Origin of the sequence: Ancylobacter defluvii (assembly GCF_018390605.1) — a bacterium.
Taxonomy (GTDB): domain Bacteria; phylum Pseudomonadota; class Alphaproteobacteria; order Rhizobiales; family Xanthobacteraceae; genus Ancylobacter; species Ancylobacter defluvii.
This window is the reverse complement of sequence record NZ_JAHBGD010000012.1, coordinates 111,841-127,053: the sequence shown is the minus strand read 5'-3', so window position 1 is coordinate 127,053 and position 15,213 is coordinate 111,841. Positions and strand designations below refer to the sequence as shown.

Below are 15,213 nucleotides of genomic sequence, written 5' to 3'. Positions count from 1 at the left end.
GGCTCACGCCGCCTTAGGTCTCTGCGACAGAAGCCGGCTCACGCCGCCTTAGGTCTCTGCCACAGAAGCCGGCTCACGCCGCCTCAGGTCTCTATGACAGAAGTCGGCTCACGCCGCCTCAGGTCTCTATGACAGAAGTCGGCTCACGCCGCCTTCTGGGACTTCGGCTGCAGCAGCTTGCGGTTCACCAGCACTTCGGCGATCTGCACCGCGTTCAGTGCCGCGCCCTTGCGCAGATTGTCCGACACGCACCAGAAGGAGAGGCCGTTCTCCACCGTCGCGTCCTCGCGGATGCGCGACACATAGGTGGCATCCTCGCCGGCCGCCTCGTAAGGCGTGATGTAGCCGCCGGCCTCGCGCTTATCGACCACCAGCACGCCCGGCGCGTTGCGCAGGGCCTGCGTGGCCTCCTCGACGGTGATCGGGCGCTCGAACTCGACGTTCACCGCTTCCGAATGCGAGACGAACACCGGCACGCGCACGGCGGTGCAGGTGAGCTTGATCTTCGGATCGAGGATCTTCTTCGTCTCCGCCATCACCTTCCATTCCTCTTTCGTGTAACCGTCTTCCATGAAGACGTCGATGTGAGGAATGACGTTGAAGGCGATGCGCTTGGGGAACTTCTTGGCCTCGATCGGGTCGGAGACGAACACGGCGCGGGTCTGCGAGAACAATTCGTCCATCGCCTCCTTGCCGGCGCCCGACACCGACTGATAGGTCGCCACCACCACGCGCTTGATGGTCGCCAGATCGTGCAGCGGCTTCAGCGCCACCACGAGCTGCGCGGTCGAGCAGTTCGGATTGGCGATGATGTTCTTCTTGGTGAAGCCCTTCACCGCATCGGCGTTGACTTCCGGCACGATCAGCGGAACGTCGCTGTCGTAGCGGAAGGCCGAGGAATTATCGATGACGACGCAGCCCTGGGCGCCGATCTTCGGCGACCACTGCTTCGATACCTCGCCGCCGGCCGACATCAGGCAGATGTCGGTGTCGGAGAAGTCATAGTTCTCGAGGGCTTTAATTTTCAGGGTCTTGTCGCCGAAAGAGACCTCCGTCCCGACCGAACGGCGGGAGGCGAGCGCAACCACCTCGTCGGCGGGGAAACCGCGTTCGGCGAGGATGTCGAGCATTTCGCGGCCCACATTGCCCGTGGCGCCGACGATAGCGACCTTGTAACCCATCTCGAATATCTCCTGACGGCCCTGCCATTCACAAGCTCGGGCGAGCGCGGGCTTTTACGCCGAAAGTCGAGGCGAGGCAACGCCCGTGCCGTGCGGCGGACGCAACGGTGGCACGCGTTGGGTGGTGCGCATCCCGCAGGGGGATCAGGCCGGCCGCCAGGTCTCGCGCAGCAGCAGGAAGGCGAGGAGCGCCAGCGCCGCCAGCGCCCCGCTCGCCAGGAAGGTCGCGGACGAGCCGTGCGCTTGCCACAGCCAGCCGGCGGCGATGTTGCCCATGAGCACCGTCAGCCCGGTCATCAGGTTGAAGACGCCGAAGGCGGTCGCCTTCAACTGCGCCGGCGCGGCATCGGCGATCAGCGTGGCGAGGATGCCCTGCGAGAAGCCCATATGCAGCCCCCACAGCACGATGCCGGCGAAGAACGGCAGCAACGTGCCGGCCTGCGCCAGCACCAGATCGGCGGCGAGCAGCAGGACGAGGCTGATGGCGAGCGGCCCCATGCGGCCGGTGCGGTCGGACAGGCGGCCGACCGGATAGGCGGCCAGCCCGTAGACCGCGTGCATCACCACCATGGTGATCGGCACCCAGGCGGTGGCGAGGCCGACTTCCTGCGATTTCAGCAGCAGGAAGGCCTCGCTGAACCGCGCCATGGTGAAGAGGCAGGCGACGGCGATCATCGCCCATGTCGTGCGGTTCAGCCGGCCGGCCGCGGCAAGGCGCGGCCGCTCCTTGGCCGGCGCCGCCGGTTGTGCCGGCTCGCTTATGCCGACGACCAGCAGCGCGACGGCGAGGAAGGCGGGGATCGTCGCGATCCAGAATACGGTGAGGATGTCGCCGCCGGTCGCGAGCATCAGGCCGATGGCGACCAGCGGGCCGACGAAGCCGCCGACGGTATCGAGCGACTTGCGCAGCCCGAAGGCGGCGCCGCGAATCTCCGGCGGGGTGGTATCGGCGATCAGCGCGTCGCGCGGGGCGCCGCGAATGCCCTTGCCGATGCGGTCGAGCGCCTTGGCGGCGACGATCCAGCCGAGCGAGCCGGCGAGCGGGATCATCGGCTTCGACACCGCGCCGAGGCCATAGCCGAGCACGGCCAGCGGCTTGCGCTTGCTGGTCCAGTCGGAAACGACGCCGGAGAACAGCCGCGTCACCATGGCGACGGCCACCGCCAGCCCTTCGATGAAGCCGATGGCGAGCGCCGAGGCGGCGAGCTCGGTGACGAGATAGATCGGCAGCAGCGTCTGGACCATCTCCGAGGAGATATCCATCGCCAGGCTGACCAGGCCGAGCACCCATACGGTGGCCGGGATCGGCGGCCTTGTCCCTGCCGCCATCGGCGCCTGCGAAGCCGGCATTATTCCGCCGCGCCGGCGCGGGCGACGCCGAAGCGCCGCGCCACATACTCCTCGACGATCTTCTTGAAATCCTCGCGCAGGCTGGGGCCGCGCAGGGTCATCGCCTTCTTGCCGTCGATATAGACCGGGGCGGTGGGGAATTCGCCGGTACCGGGCAGCGAGATGCCGATATCGGCATGCTTGCTCTCGCCCGGCCCGTTGACGATGCAGCCCATCACCGCGACGTTCAGCGTCTCGACGCCGGGATAGTGCTTCTTCCACTCCGGCATCGAGGTGCGGATGTAGTCCTGCACCTCGAAAGCCAGCTCCTGGAAGGTGGTGGAGGTGGTGCGTCCGCAGCCGGGGCAGGCGGCGACCAGCGGCACGAAGGTGCGCAGGCCCATGGTTTGCAGCATTTCCTGCGCCACCGTCACCTCGCGGGTGCGGTCGCCGCCCGGCTCGGGGGTGAGCGAGACGCGGATGGTGTCGCCGATGCCTTGCTGCAAGAGGACACCCATCGCGGCAGTCGAGGCGACGATCCCCTTCGAGCCCATTCCTGCCTCGGTCAAACCGAGATGCAGCGCGTAATCGGCGCGACGGGCAAGCTCGGCATAGACGGTGATCAGGTCCTGCACCGCCGAGACCTTGGCGGAGAGGATGATCTTCTCGCGCTTCATGCCGATCTCCTCGGCCAGCGCCGCGGAGAGCAGCGCCGAGCGCACCAGCGCCTCGCGGGTCACCGCGCGGGCGTCGGCGGGGCGCGGCAGCTTGGCGTTGTCGTCCATCAGTCGGGTGAGCAGATCGTCGTCGAGCGAGCCCCAATTGGCGCCGATGCGCACCGGCTTGTCGTGCTTGATGGCGATCTCGACGATGGTGGCGAAGTGGCGGTCGCGCTTGTTGCCGAAGCCGACATTGCCGGGATTGATGCGGTACTTCGCCAGCGCTTCGGCGCATTCGGGGAAGTTCGCCAGCAGCAGGTGGCCATTATAGTGGAAATCGCCGACCAGCGGGGTGTCGAGCCCCATGCGGGCGAGGCGCTCGCGGATCTCCGGCACGGCGCGGGCGGATTCCTCGCGATCGACGGTGATGCGCACGATTTCCGAGCCGGCGCGGGCCAGCGCCGCCACCTGGCGCGCGGTCGCCTCGGCATCGGCGGTGTCGGTGTTGGTCATCGACTGCACCACCACCGGCGCGCCGCCGCCCACCGTGACCGCGCCGACCTTGACCGGCACGGTGAGGCGCCGCTCATGCGGGCCGGCGGCTTCCAGCTCGGGCGCGACGATCGGGGCGGTTTCAGCAGTCATGACACGGGTTCCGGCGGCGTGACGGCCAGTAGGAAGAACAGCCCGGAGGGGTAGGCCGGGCGCAAGCTTGCGTCAACCGCCGGCGTCAACTGGCGGCGGCCTTGCCGGCCTCCGTCCGGCAGCGGGCGCAGGTGCCGGCGATCTCCAGCACCGGGGTGCGCGGCGTGAAGCCGGCGGCGCGGGTCGCCCAGGCGATGTCACGGCCGATGGCGTGGGAGGCGACCTCGTCGGTGAGGCCGCAGCGTTCGCAGATCAGGAACACGATCACGTCATCGGCTTCATGCGCCCGGCCGCAGGCGAGGAAGGCGTTGCGGCTCTCGATGCGGTGGGCCAGGCCCCCGGCGACCAGGAAGTCGAGGGCACGATAGACCGACATCGGCGGCGGGCGCTCGCCGACGGCGCCGAGCTTTTCCACCAGGTCATAGGCACCGAGCGGTATGTGGCTCTGTGCCAGCGTCTCCAGCACCCGCCGGCGCAGCGGCGTCAGCCGGGCGCCGCTCGCATCGCAGCATGCCTCGGCGCGCGCGAGCACGTCGGCTACGCAGGCGGTATGGTCATGGTCATGATGTGCGGCGGCCGGAACTGTCATGCAAGGATCGTAGCTGACGGATAGGAAACGGGAAACCGTCTTCGCGGCCAGCCGTTTGCGACCGTGCGACGGGACTAGCAATGACCGGCGGCCATGCTAGCGTGACTCATATGGGGACGAGGCCGCGCGGCGGCGAGCCGTCCCGCGATTGGTTGCGATGCCGCAGAACTCAGGCAGGAGAATTTTCGATGCTCAAGGGTAAGAACGCCGTCGTCACCGGCTCGACCAGCGGGATCGGCCTCGCCATCGCCCGTGCGCTGGCGGCCGAGGGCGTGAACATCACGCTCAACGGCTTTGGCGATGCGGCGGCGATCGAGAAGGAGCGCTCCGGCATCGAGAGCGAGTTCGGCGTGAAGGCGGTGTATTCCGCCGCCGACCTCACCAAGGGCTCGGAATGCGCGGCGCTGATAAAGTTCGGCGAGGAGCAGCTCGGCTCGGTCGACATTCTCGTCAACAATGCCGGCGTGCAGCATGTCTCGCCGATCGAGGATTTTCCGGACGACAAGTGGGACCTCATCATCGCGCTGAACCTCTCGGCCGCCTTCCACGCCACCAAGGCGGCGGTGCCGGGCATGAAGGCGCGCAAATGGGGCCGCATCATCAACACCGCCTCGGCGCATGCGCTGGTCGCCTCGCCGTTCAAATCGGCCTATGTCTCGGCCAAGCACGGCATTGCCGGCCTGACCAAGACGGTGGCGCTGGAGACCGCGACCTTCGGCATCACGGTGAATGCCATCTGCCCCGGCTATGTATGGACGCCTCTCGTCGAGAAGCAGATCCCCGACACCGCCAAGGCGCGCGGCATCACCGAGGAGCAGGTGAAGGAATTCCTGCTGGCCGAACAGCCGACCAAGGAATTCGTCAAGGTCGAGGAAGTGGCGGCGCTGGCCGTGTTCCTTTGCAGCGACGGCGCGAAGTCGATCACCGGCTCGCTGCAGCAGATCGACGGCGGCTGGGTGGCCGAGTAAGCCAAGGGTGAACCCCAGGGGAGGCGCAGGTGACTGACAAGGTGGCCGACATTTCGACGTCGCGGCGTTCCGCCGCCAGAAAGGGCGCCGCCGGGCGTGCTGCCGTCCAGAAGGATGGCGGCGAGGCCGTCACCCTCACCGGCGCCTCCGCCAATCCGCCGCTGCCGGCGGCTTCGGAACCGGCGGTCAAGCCGCCGGAAGCCGCATTGCCGGCAGCTGGAGCGGCGGCGGCGTCCGGTCGCGCCGCCGCGAAGCGCGTCACATCCGGCAAAGTGACGACCAGCAAGGCAGCCTCGGGAAGGGCCGCCACGGCGAAGGCCTCACCCACAAAGGCTGGTGCCGGCAAGACTGCCGCCGCGCCATCCGTGAGCGCCACCGCATCGGTCGCCGCTTCCGAAAAGCCGGAGGCGGCGCCGGCCAAGCCTGAGAGGCCCCCGGCGGTGAGCAAGGAGACCGAGACCGTCGCCACCGCGATTTCGGTGCACGGCCCGGTCGGCAAGGAAGCGGTGCGGCGCAATACCAATTCCACCGCGCCGGCCAAGGCGGAAGCGCTCAAGAACCACCTCAAGCCGATCAACCTCGCCTTGCAGGGCGGCGGCGCCCATGGCGCCTTCACCTGGGGGGTGCTCGACCGGCTGCTGGAGGACGGGCGGATCGTCGTCGAGGGCATTTCCGGCACCAGTGCCGGCGCCATGAATGCGGCGGTGCTGGCCTCAGGCCTCGCGCGCGGCGGCAATGAGGGCGGGCGCGAGGCGCTGGCGAAATACTGGCGCGCGGTTTCCAAGGATGGGCGCACCAGCCCGCTGCAGCGCACCCTGCTCGACCGGCTGATGGGCAACTGGTCGCTGAACATGAACCCGGCCTACATCACCATGGATGTCATGAGCCGGTTCTTCTCGCCCTACGACCTCAATCCGCTCAACATCAACCCGCTGATGGACCTGATTGCCGAGCATGTCGATTTCGACTCGGTGCAGGCGTGCAGCCATGTGCATGTGTTCGTCAGCGCCACCAACGTGCATACCGGCAAGGTCAAGGTGTTCTCCAAGCACGAGCTGACACCGGCCTCGATCATGGCGTCGGCCTGCCTGCCCAACATGTTCCAGGCGGTGGAAATCGACGGCGTGCCGTATTGGGATGGCGGCTTCATGGGCAACCCGGCCATGTTCCCCTTCTACGACGCGGTGAAGACCGACGACATCCTGCTCATCCAGATCAACCCGATCATCCGCCGCGAGACGCCGAAGACCGCCCGCGACATCCAGAACCGGATGAACGAGATCACCTTCAACGCCTCGCTGCTTGCCCAGCTGCGCGCCGCCGAATTCGTCACCCGGCTGCTCAGCGAGGGGCGGCTGAGCCACAAGGGCGACGGGATCGACGGCTATCGCAACCTGCGCATGCACCGGATCGACGGCGCCGAGAAGCTGGTGGCGCTCGACGCCTCGACCAAGATGAACGCGGAATGGGAGTTCCTGCTGTTCCTGCGCGACATCGGCCGCGAGGCGGCGGAGGGGTTCCTCGAGCGTCATTACGACGATATCGGCGTGCGCTCGACGCTCGACGTGCATCACGAACTGAAAAACGGCTAGCCCGCGGCCGTCAGCGTGACGGCTGCGCGGGGGGCTCGACGACGGGACGGGCTTGTGCTGAGAGAGAGCATGAGCCCCGATCACCCGCCTGTTCCCGACATTGCCGCGCGCGTGCTTCATCGCGACGCGATGATGCTGATCATCGACAAGCCCGCCGGCCTGCCGGTCCACAAGGGGCCCAAGGGCGGGGAGACGCTGGCGGATCATCTCGACGCGCTGCGCTTCGGCCTGCCCAGCGCGCCGGAACTGGCGCATCGGCTCGACAAGGACACTTCCGGCTGCCTGGTGCTCGGCCGCCACCGCAAGGCGCTGGCCGATCTCGGCAGGGCGTTCGCGAGCGGGGCGGTGGGCAAGACCTATGTCGCGGTGGCCAAGGGCGTGCCGGCCGAGACGCGCGGGCGGGTCGAGCTGAAGCTGGCCAAGCGTTCGCCGCATCGCGGCTGGTGGATGGCGGTCGATCCGGCCGGGCAGGAGGCGATCTCCGAATGGGAGCTGATCGCCGCCGGCGAAGGGCTGTCGGTACTGGCGCTGTCTCCGCTCACCGGCCGCACCCACCAGTTGCGGGTGCATCTCGACGCCATCGGCCACCCGATCCTCGGCGACAGCATCTATGGCGGCGCCTCGCGATTGCCGGGCGGGCCGGTACTGCACCTCCACGCGCGCCGGGTGGTGGTGCCGCAGCCCAAGGGCAAGCCGGCGATCGATGCCCGCGCGCCGTTGCCGCCGCATATGATGGCGACGCTCGCCGGCATGGGCCTCGATCCGGCCGAGGTGGCGCAGGCGGCAGATGCGGTGGCCTTCTCGAAGCTCTAGAATCTAGAGCTTCAGTGGTGGCGCGGCGCCCGTGCATTCCCCGCGCAGGCCGCAATCCGCCTCGTCACGCCGGCTTTATCTGCCTCGTACGACAAGGCTTCAGACGAGTTCGCGGGCCAGGCGGCCGGCCAGCTGGCCGCAGCCGAGCAGGCCCGGCGTCGGGTGGGTGATGATGTGCACCGGCGTCGCGATGAGCCGCGGATCCAGCGGCGGGTGCTCCTCGAAGGCATCGCGAAAGGGCGAGCTTTCATAAAAAGGCAGCAGTCCGGCGGAGACGCCGCCGGCGAGATAGACGCCGCCGCGGGCGTCGAAGGTCAGCGCGAGATCGCCGGCGATGCGGCCGAACAGCCGCAGGAACATGTTGCAGGTCTCGCGCGCCTCGCCGTCGCCGCCGAAGGCGGCGGCGATCACCTGCTCGGGCGACAGCCGGTCGCCGGTGAGCACGCGATGGATGCGGGCGAGGCCGGAACCGGAAAGCGCGTGCTCCACCACCACCGGGCCGAGCTCGCGCACCATATGGGCGATCAGCCGGGCTTCCTCGGTATTGGTGGCGCCGAGGCGGGCATGGCCGCCCTCGCCGGTGACGGCGCGGAACGTGTCGCCGATCTTGAGCAGGCCGGCGACGCCGAAGCCGGTGCCGGGTCCGCAGACCAGCATGGGGGCGCCCTCGGCCGCCTCGCCGCCGCCGACCGCCACCAGATCGTCCGGGCCGAGCGCCGGCACGCCATAGGCCAGAGCCTCGAAATCATTGACGCCGAGCAGCTTCTGCCAGCCGAAGCGGCGGCGCAGCTCGTCCTTGGCGAAGGACCAGTCGCGATTGGTGAGCCGCACATGCTCGCCATCCGCCGGTCCGGCGATGGCGAGCACCGCGCCGCCGACATCGTCGGCCGCCACGCCGCGCGCCGCAAGATCGGTCTCGATCAACGCCTCGAAGCCGGAAAAGGCGTCGTTGCGGTGGATGCGTACATCCTGCGGGCGTCCATCGGTGCCTGCGAGGGCGAGGCGGGAGGAGGTTCCGCCAATGTCGGCGATCAGGATGAGATGGGGCATTGGGCCTGGATGTTCGGGTCGCGGTGGGATGGTGGCGCATAGGAGCCAATCTCGCGCGCTTCGACAAGCCCCGGCTGCGTATCTTGACGACAAGCGGCATGGCGGTGGTTGCGTTCCGCCTCATACCGGCCTAGTCCGAAAAAATGAGCGAATCCCCCCGCCGTCCGCGCCGTCCCACTGGCCGTCAGGCCGCCCCGGTCCTGCCGGGCCTTGCCGCCCGCCGTGCTGCGGCGGATGCCTTTGACGCCGTCTTCGTCAATGGTCGTCCGCTGGAGGAGGCGCTCGACCGGTTGTCGCGCGATCTCGACGAGCGCGACCGGGGGCTCGCCCGCATGATCGCCGCCACCACGCTGCGCCGTCTCGGCTCGCTTCGGGCGCTGCTGGCGGCTTTCCTCGAGAAGCCGTTGCCGGAGAAGGCCCGGCGCGGCGAGACGCTGCTGCTGATCGGCGCCGCCCAGGTGCTGTTCATGGACGTGCCGGACCATGCGGCGGTGGCGACCAGCGTCGAGCTGGCGGGGGAGCAGCCCTCCACCGCCGGATTCAAGGGGCTGATCAACGCCGTGCTGCGCCGGATCGCCCGCGAGGGGCGGGCAAAACTGGAGGCCGATGCGGTGTACGATCAGCCCGAATGGCTGATCCGCGGCTGGACCTCGGCCTATGGCGCCGAGGCCGCCAAGGCGATCGCCCGCACCCTCGCCCGCGAAGCGCCGCTCGACCTTACGATCAAGGACGATCCGCAGCCATGGCTGGAGCGGCTCGGCGGCGAATTGCTGCCGACCGGCTCGGTGCGGCTCATCGAGGCCGGCAACGTCACCGCCCTGCCGGGGTTCGACGAGGGAGCCTGGTGGGTGCAGGATGCGGCGGCGGCGATCCCGGCCCGGCTGATCCATGCCGGCCCCGGCATGCGCGTCGCCGACCTGTGCGCGGCGCCGGGCGGCAAGACCGCGCAACTGGCCGCCTCGGGGGCGCAGGTGACGGCGCTCGACCGCTCCGCCGTGCGGCTCCGGCGGCTGAAGCAGAATCTCGAGCGGCTCAGGCTCGAAGCCGAGATAGTGGAGGCGGATGCGGCGAGCTGGCAAGTCGGCATCGAGAATGGCGGGCCTTTCGACGCGGTGCTGATCGACGCGCCGTGCTCGGCGACCGGCACCATCCGCCGCCATCCCGATGTCGCCTGGTCGAAGGCGCCGGCCGACATTGCCAGCCTGGGCGCGCTGCAGGCGCGGATCCTGCGCAATGCCGCCGACCTCGTGCGGCCGGGCGGGGTGCTGGTCTATTCCACCTGCTCGCTGGAGCCGGAGGAGGGCGAGCGGCAGATCGAGGCGCTGCTCGCCGCGCGCGACGACTATGAGCGCGTGCCGGTGCTGCCCGGCGAGAACGGCGTCGCCGCCGACTGGATCAATGCCGCCGGCGAGATCCGCACCCTGCCGACGCATCTGCCGCATGAAGACCCGCGCCGTGGTGGGCTCGATGGCTTCTTCGCCGCGCGGTTGCGGCGTCGCGGAGCCCCGGATGCTTCGTAAGGGGCATAGGATGGTGGACGCGACTCAGGGCTCGGTTAAGCTGGCAACGACTCATCCGGGGGATTCTGGGAGGGAACCGGTTGCCCGGGCGACACCAGACGAAGCGATGCCCAAGAACACGGCTTCCGGGGATTCGTCGGCGATGAGCGGCGAGGGAATGGCCGACCGCGTCCGCCGCCTGACCTGCATCGCCGAGCTCGGCTGGCGCACGCTGGTGGTGCGGGCGCTGGCGCACCCGCCTTTCGCCTGGTGGACGGCGTCGCTGCCGGTGTCGGGGCGCCTGCTGTTCGCGCCGCAGGACCTGCGCGCCGGCGACCCGGCCCGGGCGGCGGAAATCTATGCCGGGTGCTTCGCCTTCGCCGGCAAGGCGGTGGAAACCGGCGGCGCCTCGCCCTTCGAGATCGTCCCGCCGTCGCGCGAATGGGCGCAGGCGCTGATGTCGTTCTCGTGGCTGCGGCATCTTCACGCCTCCGACACCGCCATTGCGCGGGCCAACGCACGGGCGCTGGTCGGCGACTTCATCAATCTCGGCGGGCCGCGCCTGCCGGCGGCGGCCGAGCCCGAGGTGGCGGCGCGGCGGATGATCAACTGGCTGTCGCAGACGCCGCTGATCCTCAAGGATGCCGATTCCGGCTTCCATCGCCGCTTCCTGCGCTGCCTGAGCCAGCAGGCGCGCTATCTCAAGAGCATCCAGCGCTTTGCCCGCGACGGCCGCGCCCGGCTCGCCTGCGCGGTGGCGCTGAGCTTTGCCGGCCTGTGCATGGCCGACCAGCCGCGGCTGCTGCGCTCCGCCCAGAAGCGGCTGACCGAGGAGCTGGAGCGGCAGGTGCTGGCCGATGGCGGCCCGGCGAGCCGCAATCCGGCCATGCTGATCGAGCTGCTGCTCGACCTCTTGCCGCTGCGCCAGTGCTTCGAGGCGCGGCATGTGGCGCCGCCCGCGGTACTGGTGAACGCCATTGACCGCATGATGCCGATGCTGCGCTTCTTCCGTCATGTCGACGGCTCCTTCGCGCATTTCAACGGCATGGGGCCGACGCCGGCCGACAGCCTCGCCGTGGTGCTGGCCTATGACGATGCGCGCGGCCGGCCGGTGTCCAACGCTCCCTATTCCGGCTATCAGCGGCTGGAGGCCGGCGGCTCGGTGGTGATCGTCGACACCGGCTGCCCGCCGCCGCCGCTGTTCAGCCACGAGGCGCATGCCGGCTGCCTGTCCTTCGAGCTTTCCAGCGGTCGCAACCGGGTGGTGGTGAACTGCGGCGCGCCGACCCCGGCACATGAGAGCTGGCGCGCGGTGGCCCGGCAGACCGCGGCGCATTCCACTGCCACGCTGGCGGAAATCTCCTCCTGCCGCTTCATCGCCGGCGGGCTCGCCATGAAGCTGTGCGGCACGCCGGTGCTGGACGGCCCCGCCGACATCCATGTCGACCGCTCCGAACGCGGCGGCGCCGACGTGCTGCGCGCCAGCCATGACGGCTATGCGCGCCGGCTCGGCCTGGTGCATCAGCGCTCGTGGCGGCTGTCGGGCGACGGCACCTGCCTCGATGGCGAGGACCTGTTCCGCGCCGCCCAGGGCGAGGAGATCGCCAGCGACGCCCGCGACTTCTATGCGATCCGCTTCCACCTGCACCCGGCGGTGAAGGCGGCGCGGGCGCCGGACGGGCAGACGATCTATCTCACCCTGCCGGATGGCGACGACTGGGTGTTCGAGGCGCCGGACTGCCCGGCGACCATCGAGGAGAGCGTCTATCTCGCCGCCCATGGCGGGCCGCGCCGTGCCGAGCAGATCGTGATCTCCGGCAAGGCGCGCCAGAGGCCGCGCGTGGCCTGGACCTTCGTGCGGGTGCAGGGGGCGCTTCCGGGCTAGCGCGGCGCGGGCGAAGAGCGAGCGAAGAGCGGGCGGCGGCTCGAAGTCCGCCCGGCCATTCCCGCTTCCCGACGAGGGCGGGGGCGGCCGAGTTCCGCTTCGCTAGGTTGGAGCTGGAAAATCCGGCTTCAGCGGGAGGCGGCGACGTGCTCCGGCGAGGGCTCGTTGGGGGGCAGAAGGCTCCTCACCCCAGCCCTCTCCCCCACGGGGAGAGGGGGAAGGAGGTGCACGGCGCCTCTCTGTCGGCCTGCAAATAGGGGCCGGGTTCCCGGGGCCGAGTCGGAGGAGGGAACGCGGCGGACGTTCCGCGACAGGGGCTCGCCGATCTTCAGGAACGTCCGGCCCCCTATCATGTCGGTCGCCATCCGTCCGGTCACCATCGGGGCCGCGTGAAAGCCCCTGCCCCAGCCCTCTCCCCCACGGGGAGAGGGAGAAGGAGGTGCGCGGCGCCGCTGCCCATGCCTGCAAACAGGGGTTGGGTTTCCAGGGCTGCGTCGGGCGAGGGTTAACGCCGGGGGCGTTCCGTGATAGGCCCCCGCCGATCCTTCAACAACCTCCGGCCCCATCATGTCGCTCGACATCCGCCCCATCACCCGCGCGCTGCTCTCGGTCTCCGACAAGACCGGCCTCGTCGATTTCGCCCGCAAGCTCGCCGGACACGGCGTCGAGCTGGTCTCGACCGGCGGCACCAGCAAGGCGCTGAAGGAGGCCGGGCTTCAGGTGCGCGACGTTTCCGAGGTTACCGGCTTTCCCGAGATGATGGACGGAAGGGTGAAGACGCTGCATCCCAAGGTGCATGGCGGCATCCTCGCGGTGCGCGCCGACGCCGCCCACAGGGCGGCGATGGAAGAGCACGGCATCGGCCCGATCGACCTGGTGGTGGTCAATCTCTATCCCTTCGAGGCGACGGTCGCGCGGGGGGCTTCCTTCGACGACTGCGTCGAGAACATCGATGTCGGCGGGCCGGCGATGATCCGCGCCGCCGCCAAGAACCATGGCGACGTCACCGTGGTGGTCGATCCTTCCGCCTATGCGACGGTGCTGGCCGAGATCGCCGCCGCGGGCGGCACCACCGGCGCCACCCGCCGCCACCTCGCCCGCGCCGCCTTCGCCCGCACCGCCGCCTATGACGGCGCCATCGCCGAATGGTTCTCCTCGGTCGAGGCGGATACCGCGCCGCCGGCACGGCTGTTCGCCGGCACCCTTGCCGAGGAGCTGCGCTATGGCGAGAACCCGCACCAGCAGGCGTCGTTCTATCTCTCGGGCGGCGCGCGGCCGGGGGTGGCGACCGCCCGCCAGCTGCAGGGCAAGTCGCTCTCCTACAACAACCTCAACGACACCGACGCCGCCTTCGAGGCGGTGGCCGAGTTCGATCCCGCCCGCGCGCCGGCGGTGGTGATCGTCAAGCACGCCAATCCCTGCGGCGTCGCGGAAGGCGCCAGCCTGGTCGAGGCCTATCGCAAGGCGCTGGCCTGCGACCCGACCTCGGCCTTTGGCGGCATCGTGGCGCTGAACCGAACCCTCGACGCCGAGGCGGCCAAGGCCATCGTCGAGATCTTCACCGAGGTGATCGTGGCGCCCGACGTCACCGATGAGGCCGCCGCCATCCTCGCCACCAAGAAGAATCTGCGCCTGCTGGTGACCGGCGGTCTGCCCGATCCGCGCGGCAAGGGCACGTTCGTGAAGTCGCTGGCCGGCGGGCTGCTGGTGCAGTCGCGCGACAATGCGGTGGTCGACGACATGGAGCTGAAGGTGGTGACCAAGCGGGCGCCGACCGATGCCGAGCTCGCCGATCTCGCCTTCGCCTTCCGCGTCGCCAAGCATGTGAAATCGAACGCCATCGTCTATGCCAAGGACCTCGCCACGGTGGGCATCGGCGCCGGGCAGATGAGCCGGGTCGATTCGGCGCGCATCGCCGCCCGCAAGGCGATCGACGCCGCTGAAGTGGCGGGCCTTGCCGAGCCGCTGACGCGCGGCAGCGTGGTGGCGTCCGACGCCTTCTTCCCCTTCGCCGACGGGCTTTTGACCGCCATCGAGGCCGGGGCGACGGCGGTGATCCAGCCGGGCGGCTCGATCCGCGACGCCGACGTGATCGCGGCGGCCGACGCGGCCAATGTCGCGATGGTGTTCACCGGCGTGCGGCACTTCCGTCACTGAGGCGGGCTCGCCGGGACATGAAAAAGGGCCGGCTCGTGCCGGCCCTTTGCTTTTGCGGGATGACGTCGCTCAGAAGCGGTAGGTGACGCCGACGCCGACGATCCACGGGTCGAGATCGGCGGTGCCGGTGAGCGGCGTGCCGGCGACGGTGACGTCGAAATCCGGCTTGAGGAACAGCTTCTTGACGTCGACGTTGAAGCCCCAATGCGCGTCGATCATGTAGTCGAAGCCGGCCTGCAGCGCCCAGCCCCATGTGTCGTGCACATCCAGCGAATCGGCGGCGTCGGCCTTCTGGTTGAAGAAGATGGTGTAGTTCACGCCGGCGCCGACATAGGGCTTGAAGGCGCCGAATTCGGTGAAGTGGTATTGCAGGGTGAGGGTCGGCGGCAGCAGCCAAGCCTCGCCGATCTTGCCCAGCCCGGCCAGCGAGCCGGCGCCGTCAATATCGTGCGGGGTGACGCCGAGGATCAGCTCGGCCGCCCAGTTGTCGGTAAAATAATAGGTGATGTCGAGTTCCGGCACGATCGAATCGGAATAATCGAGGTCGGATCCCGGCACGCCGTTCACCTTGCCGCCATCCTCCGGCAGCACGCCGAGCAGGCGCAGGCGGATCTGCCACGGGCTCTTCTCGACCACCGGCGCTGGCGCCTTGTAGGCCGGCGGCGCGCTGGCGACGTCGGCGGCAAAGGCCGGCGCCGCAATGAGAAAGGCCGCCGGAATGGCGACGGTGATGGCCTGAAGCGCTTTGGACATGTGCTTTCCCCTGTGCCCGCCCGATGCTGCGGCGCGACATGCCGCACCGACGTTCTGGAACGGTCGGGGTCGCCGAAATTTGATACATCTCAA

At 69.2% G+C, this 15,213-nt stretch carries 12 protein-coding genes; 6 read left to right on the top strand and 6 right to left on the bottom strand.

Features of this window, described 5'->3' with window-relative positions:
* Window positions 1-143: 143 nt before the first annotated feature.
* From KHC24_RS08465 to KHC24_RS08450, 4 genes are all read right to left on the bottom strand, one after another.
* Window positions 144-1,181, bottom strand: coding sequence for an aspartate-semialdehyde dehydrogenase (locus KHC24_RS08465; RefSeq protein ID WP_213362388.1), 1,038 nt, complete (start codon window positions 1,179-1,181; stop codon window positions 144-146).
* A gap of 144 nt (window positions 1,182-1,325) precedes the next feature.
* Window positions 1,326-2,531, bottom strand: a complete 1,206-nt coding sequence (locus tag KHC24_RS08460) for an MFS transporter (protein WP_213362380.1) — start codon at window positions 2,529-2,531, stop codon at window positions 1,326-1,328.
* Entirely contained in the window at window positions 2,531-3,814 is a 1,284-nt protein-coding gene (gene ispG, locus KHC24_RS08455; RefSeq protein WP_213362361.1) for a flavodoxin-dependent (E)-4-hydroxy-3-methylbut-2-enyl-diphosphate synthase, read from the bottom strand. The genes KHC24_RS08460 and ispG overlap by 1 nt, the downstream gene beginning before the upstream one ends.
* Before the next feature lie 85 nt (window positions 3,815-3,899).
* Window positions 3,900-4,403 carry a Fur family transcriptional regulator gene (locus tag KHC24_RS08450; protein WP_213362353.1) on the bottom strand — a complete coding sequence of 168 codons (504 nt, stop codon included), beginning with the start codon at window positions 4,401-4,403 and terminating at the stop codon, window positions 3,900-3,902.
* 188 nt (window positions 4,404-4,591) lie between these two features.
* Here KHC24_RS08450 and KHC24_RS08445 point away from each other — a divergent pair, with 188 nt between their 5' ends.
* The 3 genes from KHC24_RS08445 to KHC24_RS08435 all read left to right on the top strand — a co-directional run bounded on the left by KHC24_RS08445 (window position 4,592) and on the right by KHC24_RS08435 (window position 7,776).
* Window positions 4,592-5,371, top strand: a complete 780-nt coding sequence (locus KHC24_RS08445) for a 3-hydroxybutyrate dehydrogenase (protein WP_213362345.1) — start codon at window positions 4,592-4,594, stop codon at window positions 5,369-5,371.
* A 29-nt stretch (window positions 5,372-5,400) separates the two neighbouring features.
* On the top strand, window positions 5,401-6,963 hold the full coding sequence (locus tag KHC24_RS25545) for a patatin-like phospholipase family protein (RefSeq protein ID WP_271180482.1): 1,563 nt from the start codon (window positions 5,401-5,403) through the stop codon (window positions 6,961-6,963).
* A gap of 69 nt (window positions 6,964-7,032) precedes the next feature.
* On the top strand, window positions 7,033-7,776 hold the full coding sequence (locus tag KHC24_RS08435; protein WP_213362343.1) for an RluA family pseudouridine synthase: 744 nt from the start codon (window positions 7,033-7,035) through the stop codon (window positions 7,774-7,776).
* A gap of 99 nt (window positions 7,777-7,875) precedes the next feature.
* On the opposite strand, the gene KHC24_RS08430 is transcribed toward KHC24_RS08435, so the two are convergent.
* Window positions 7,876-8,826 carry a glucokinase gene (locus tag KHC24_RS08430; protein WP_213362336.1) on the bottom strand — a complete coding sequence of 317 codons (951 nt, stop codon included), beginning with the start codon at window positions 8,824-8,826 and terminating at the stop codon, window positions 7,876-7,878.
* A gap of 143 nt (window positions 8,827-8,969) precedes the next feature.
* Here KHC24_RS08430 and rsmB point away from each other — a divergent pair, with 143 nt between their 5' ends.
* The 3 genes from rsmB to purH all read left to right on the top strand — a co-directional run bounded on the left by rsmB (window position 8,970) and on the right by purH (window position 14,367).
* Window positions 8,970-10,346: a 16S rRNA (cytosine(967)-C(5))-methyltransferase RsmB gene (gene rsmB / locus KHC24_RS08425; RefSeq protein WP_213362328.1), complete on the top strand. Its 1,377-nt coding sequence runs from the start codon at window positions 8,970-8,972 to the stop codon at window positions 10,344-10,346.
* Between the two features lie 157 nt (window positions 10,347-10,503).
* Window positions 10,504-12,210, top strand: a complete 1,707-nt coding sequence (locus KHC24_RS08420) for a heparinase II/III family protein (protein WP_246546407.1) — start codon at window positions 10,504-10,506, stop codon at window positions 12,208-12,210.
* A 567-nt stretch (window positions 12,211-12,777) separates the two neighbouring features.
* Window positions 12,778-14,367, top strand: coding sequence for a bifunctional phosphoribosylaminoimidazolecarboxamide formyltransferase/IMP cyclohydrolase (gene purH, locus KHC24_RS08415; RefSeq protein WP_213362312.1), 1,590 nt, complete (start codon window positions 12,778-12,780; stop codon window positions 14,365-14,367).
* Window positions 14,368-14,436: 69 nt separating this feature from the next.
* Here the strand turns inward: purH and KHC24_RS08410 are convergent, their stop codons facing one another.
* The gene (locus KHC24_RS08410; protein WP_213362310.1) at window positions 14,437-15,120 is read right to left on the bottom strand and encodes an OmpW/AlkL family protein; all 684 of its coding nucleotides are present in this window, start codon (window positions 15,118-15,120) and stop codon (window positions 14,437-14,439) included.
* Window positions 15,121-15,213: the final 93 nt, after the last annotated feature.

Coding starts and splice junctions, on each gene's coding strand:
- purH (WP_213362312.1), top strand. CDS start 12,778: ATGTCGCTCGACATCCGCCCCATCACCCGCGCGCTGCTCTCGGTCTCC.
- KHC24_RS08460 (WP_213362380.1), bottom strand. CDS start 2,531: ATGCCGGCTTCGCAGGCGCCGATGGCGGCAGGGACAAGGCCGCCGATC.
- rsmB (WP_213362328.1), top strand. CDS start 8,970: ATGAGCGAATCCCCCCGCCGTCCGCGCCGTCCCACTGGCCGTCAGGCC.
- KHC24_RS08445 (WP_213362345.1), top strand. CDS start 4,592: ATGCTCAAGGGTAAGAACGCCGTCGTCACCGGCTCGACCAGCGGGATC.
- KHC24_RS08430 (WP_213362336.1), bottom strand. CDS start 8,826: ATGCCCCATCTCATCCTGATCGCCGACATTGGCGGAACCTCCTCCCGC.
- KHC24_RS08450 (WP_213362353.1), bottom strand. CDS start 4,403: ATGACAGTTCCGGCCGCCGCACATCATGACCATGACCATACCGCCTGC.
- KHC24_RS08435 (WP_213362343.1), top strand. CDS start 7,033: ATGAGCCCCGATCACCCGCCTGTTCCCGACATTGCCGCGCGCGTGCTT.
- ispG (WP_213362361.1), bottom strand. CDS start 3,814: ATGACTGCTGAAACCGCCCCGATCGTCGCGCCCGAGCTGGAAGCCGCC.
- KHC24_RS08410 (WP_213362310.1), bottom strand. CDS start 15,120: ATGTCCAAAGCGCTTCAGGCCATCACCGTCGCCATTCCGGCGGCCTTT.
- KHC24_RS08465 (WP_213362388.1), bottom strand. CDS start 1,181: ATGGGTTACAAGGTCGCTATCGTCGGCGCCACGGGCAATGTGGGCCGC.
- KHC24_RS08420 (WP_246546407.1), top strand. CDS start 10,504: ATGGCCGACCGCGTCCGCCGCCTGACCTGCATCGCCGAGCTCGGCTGG.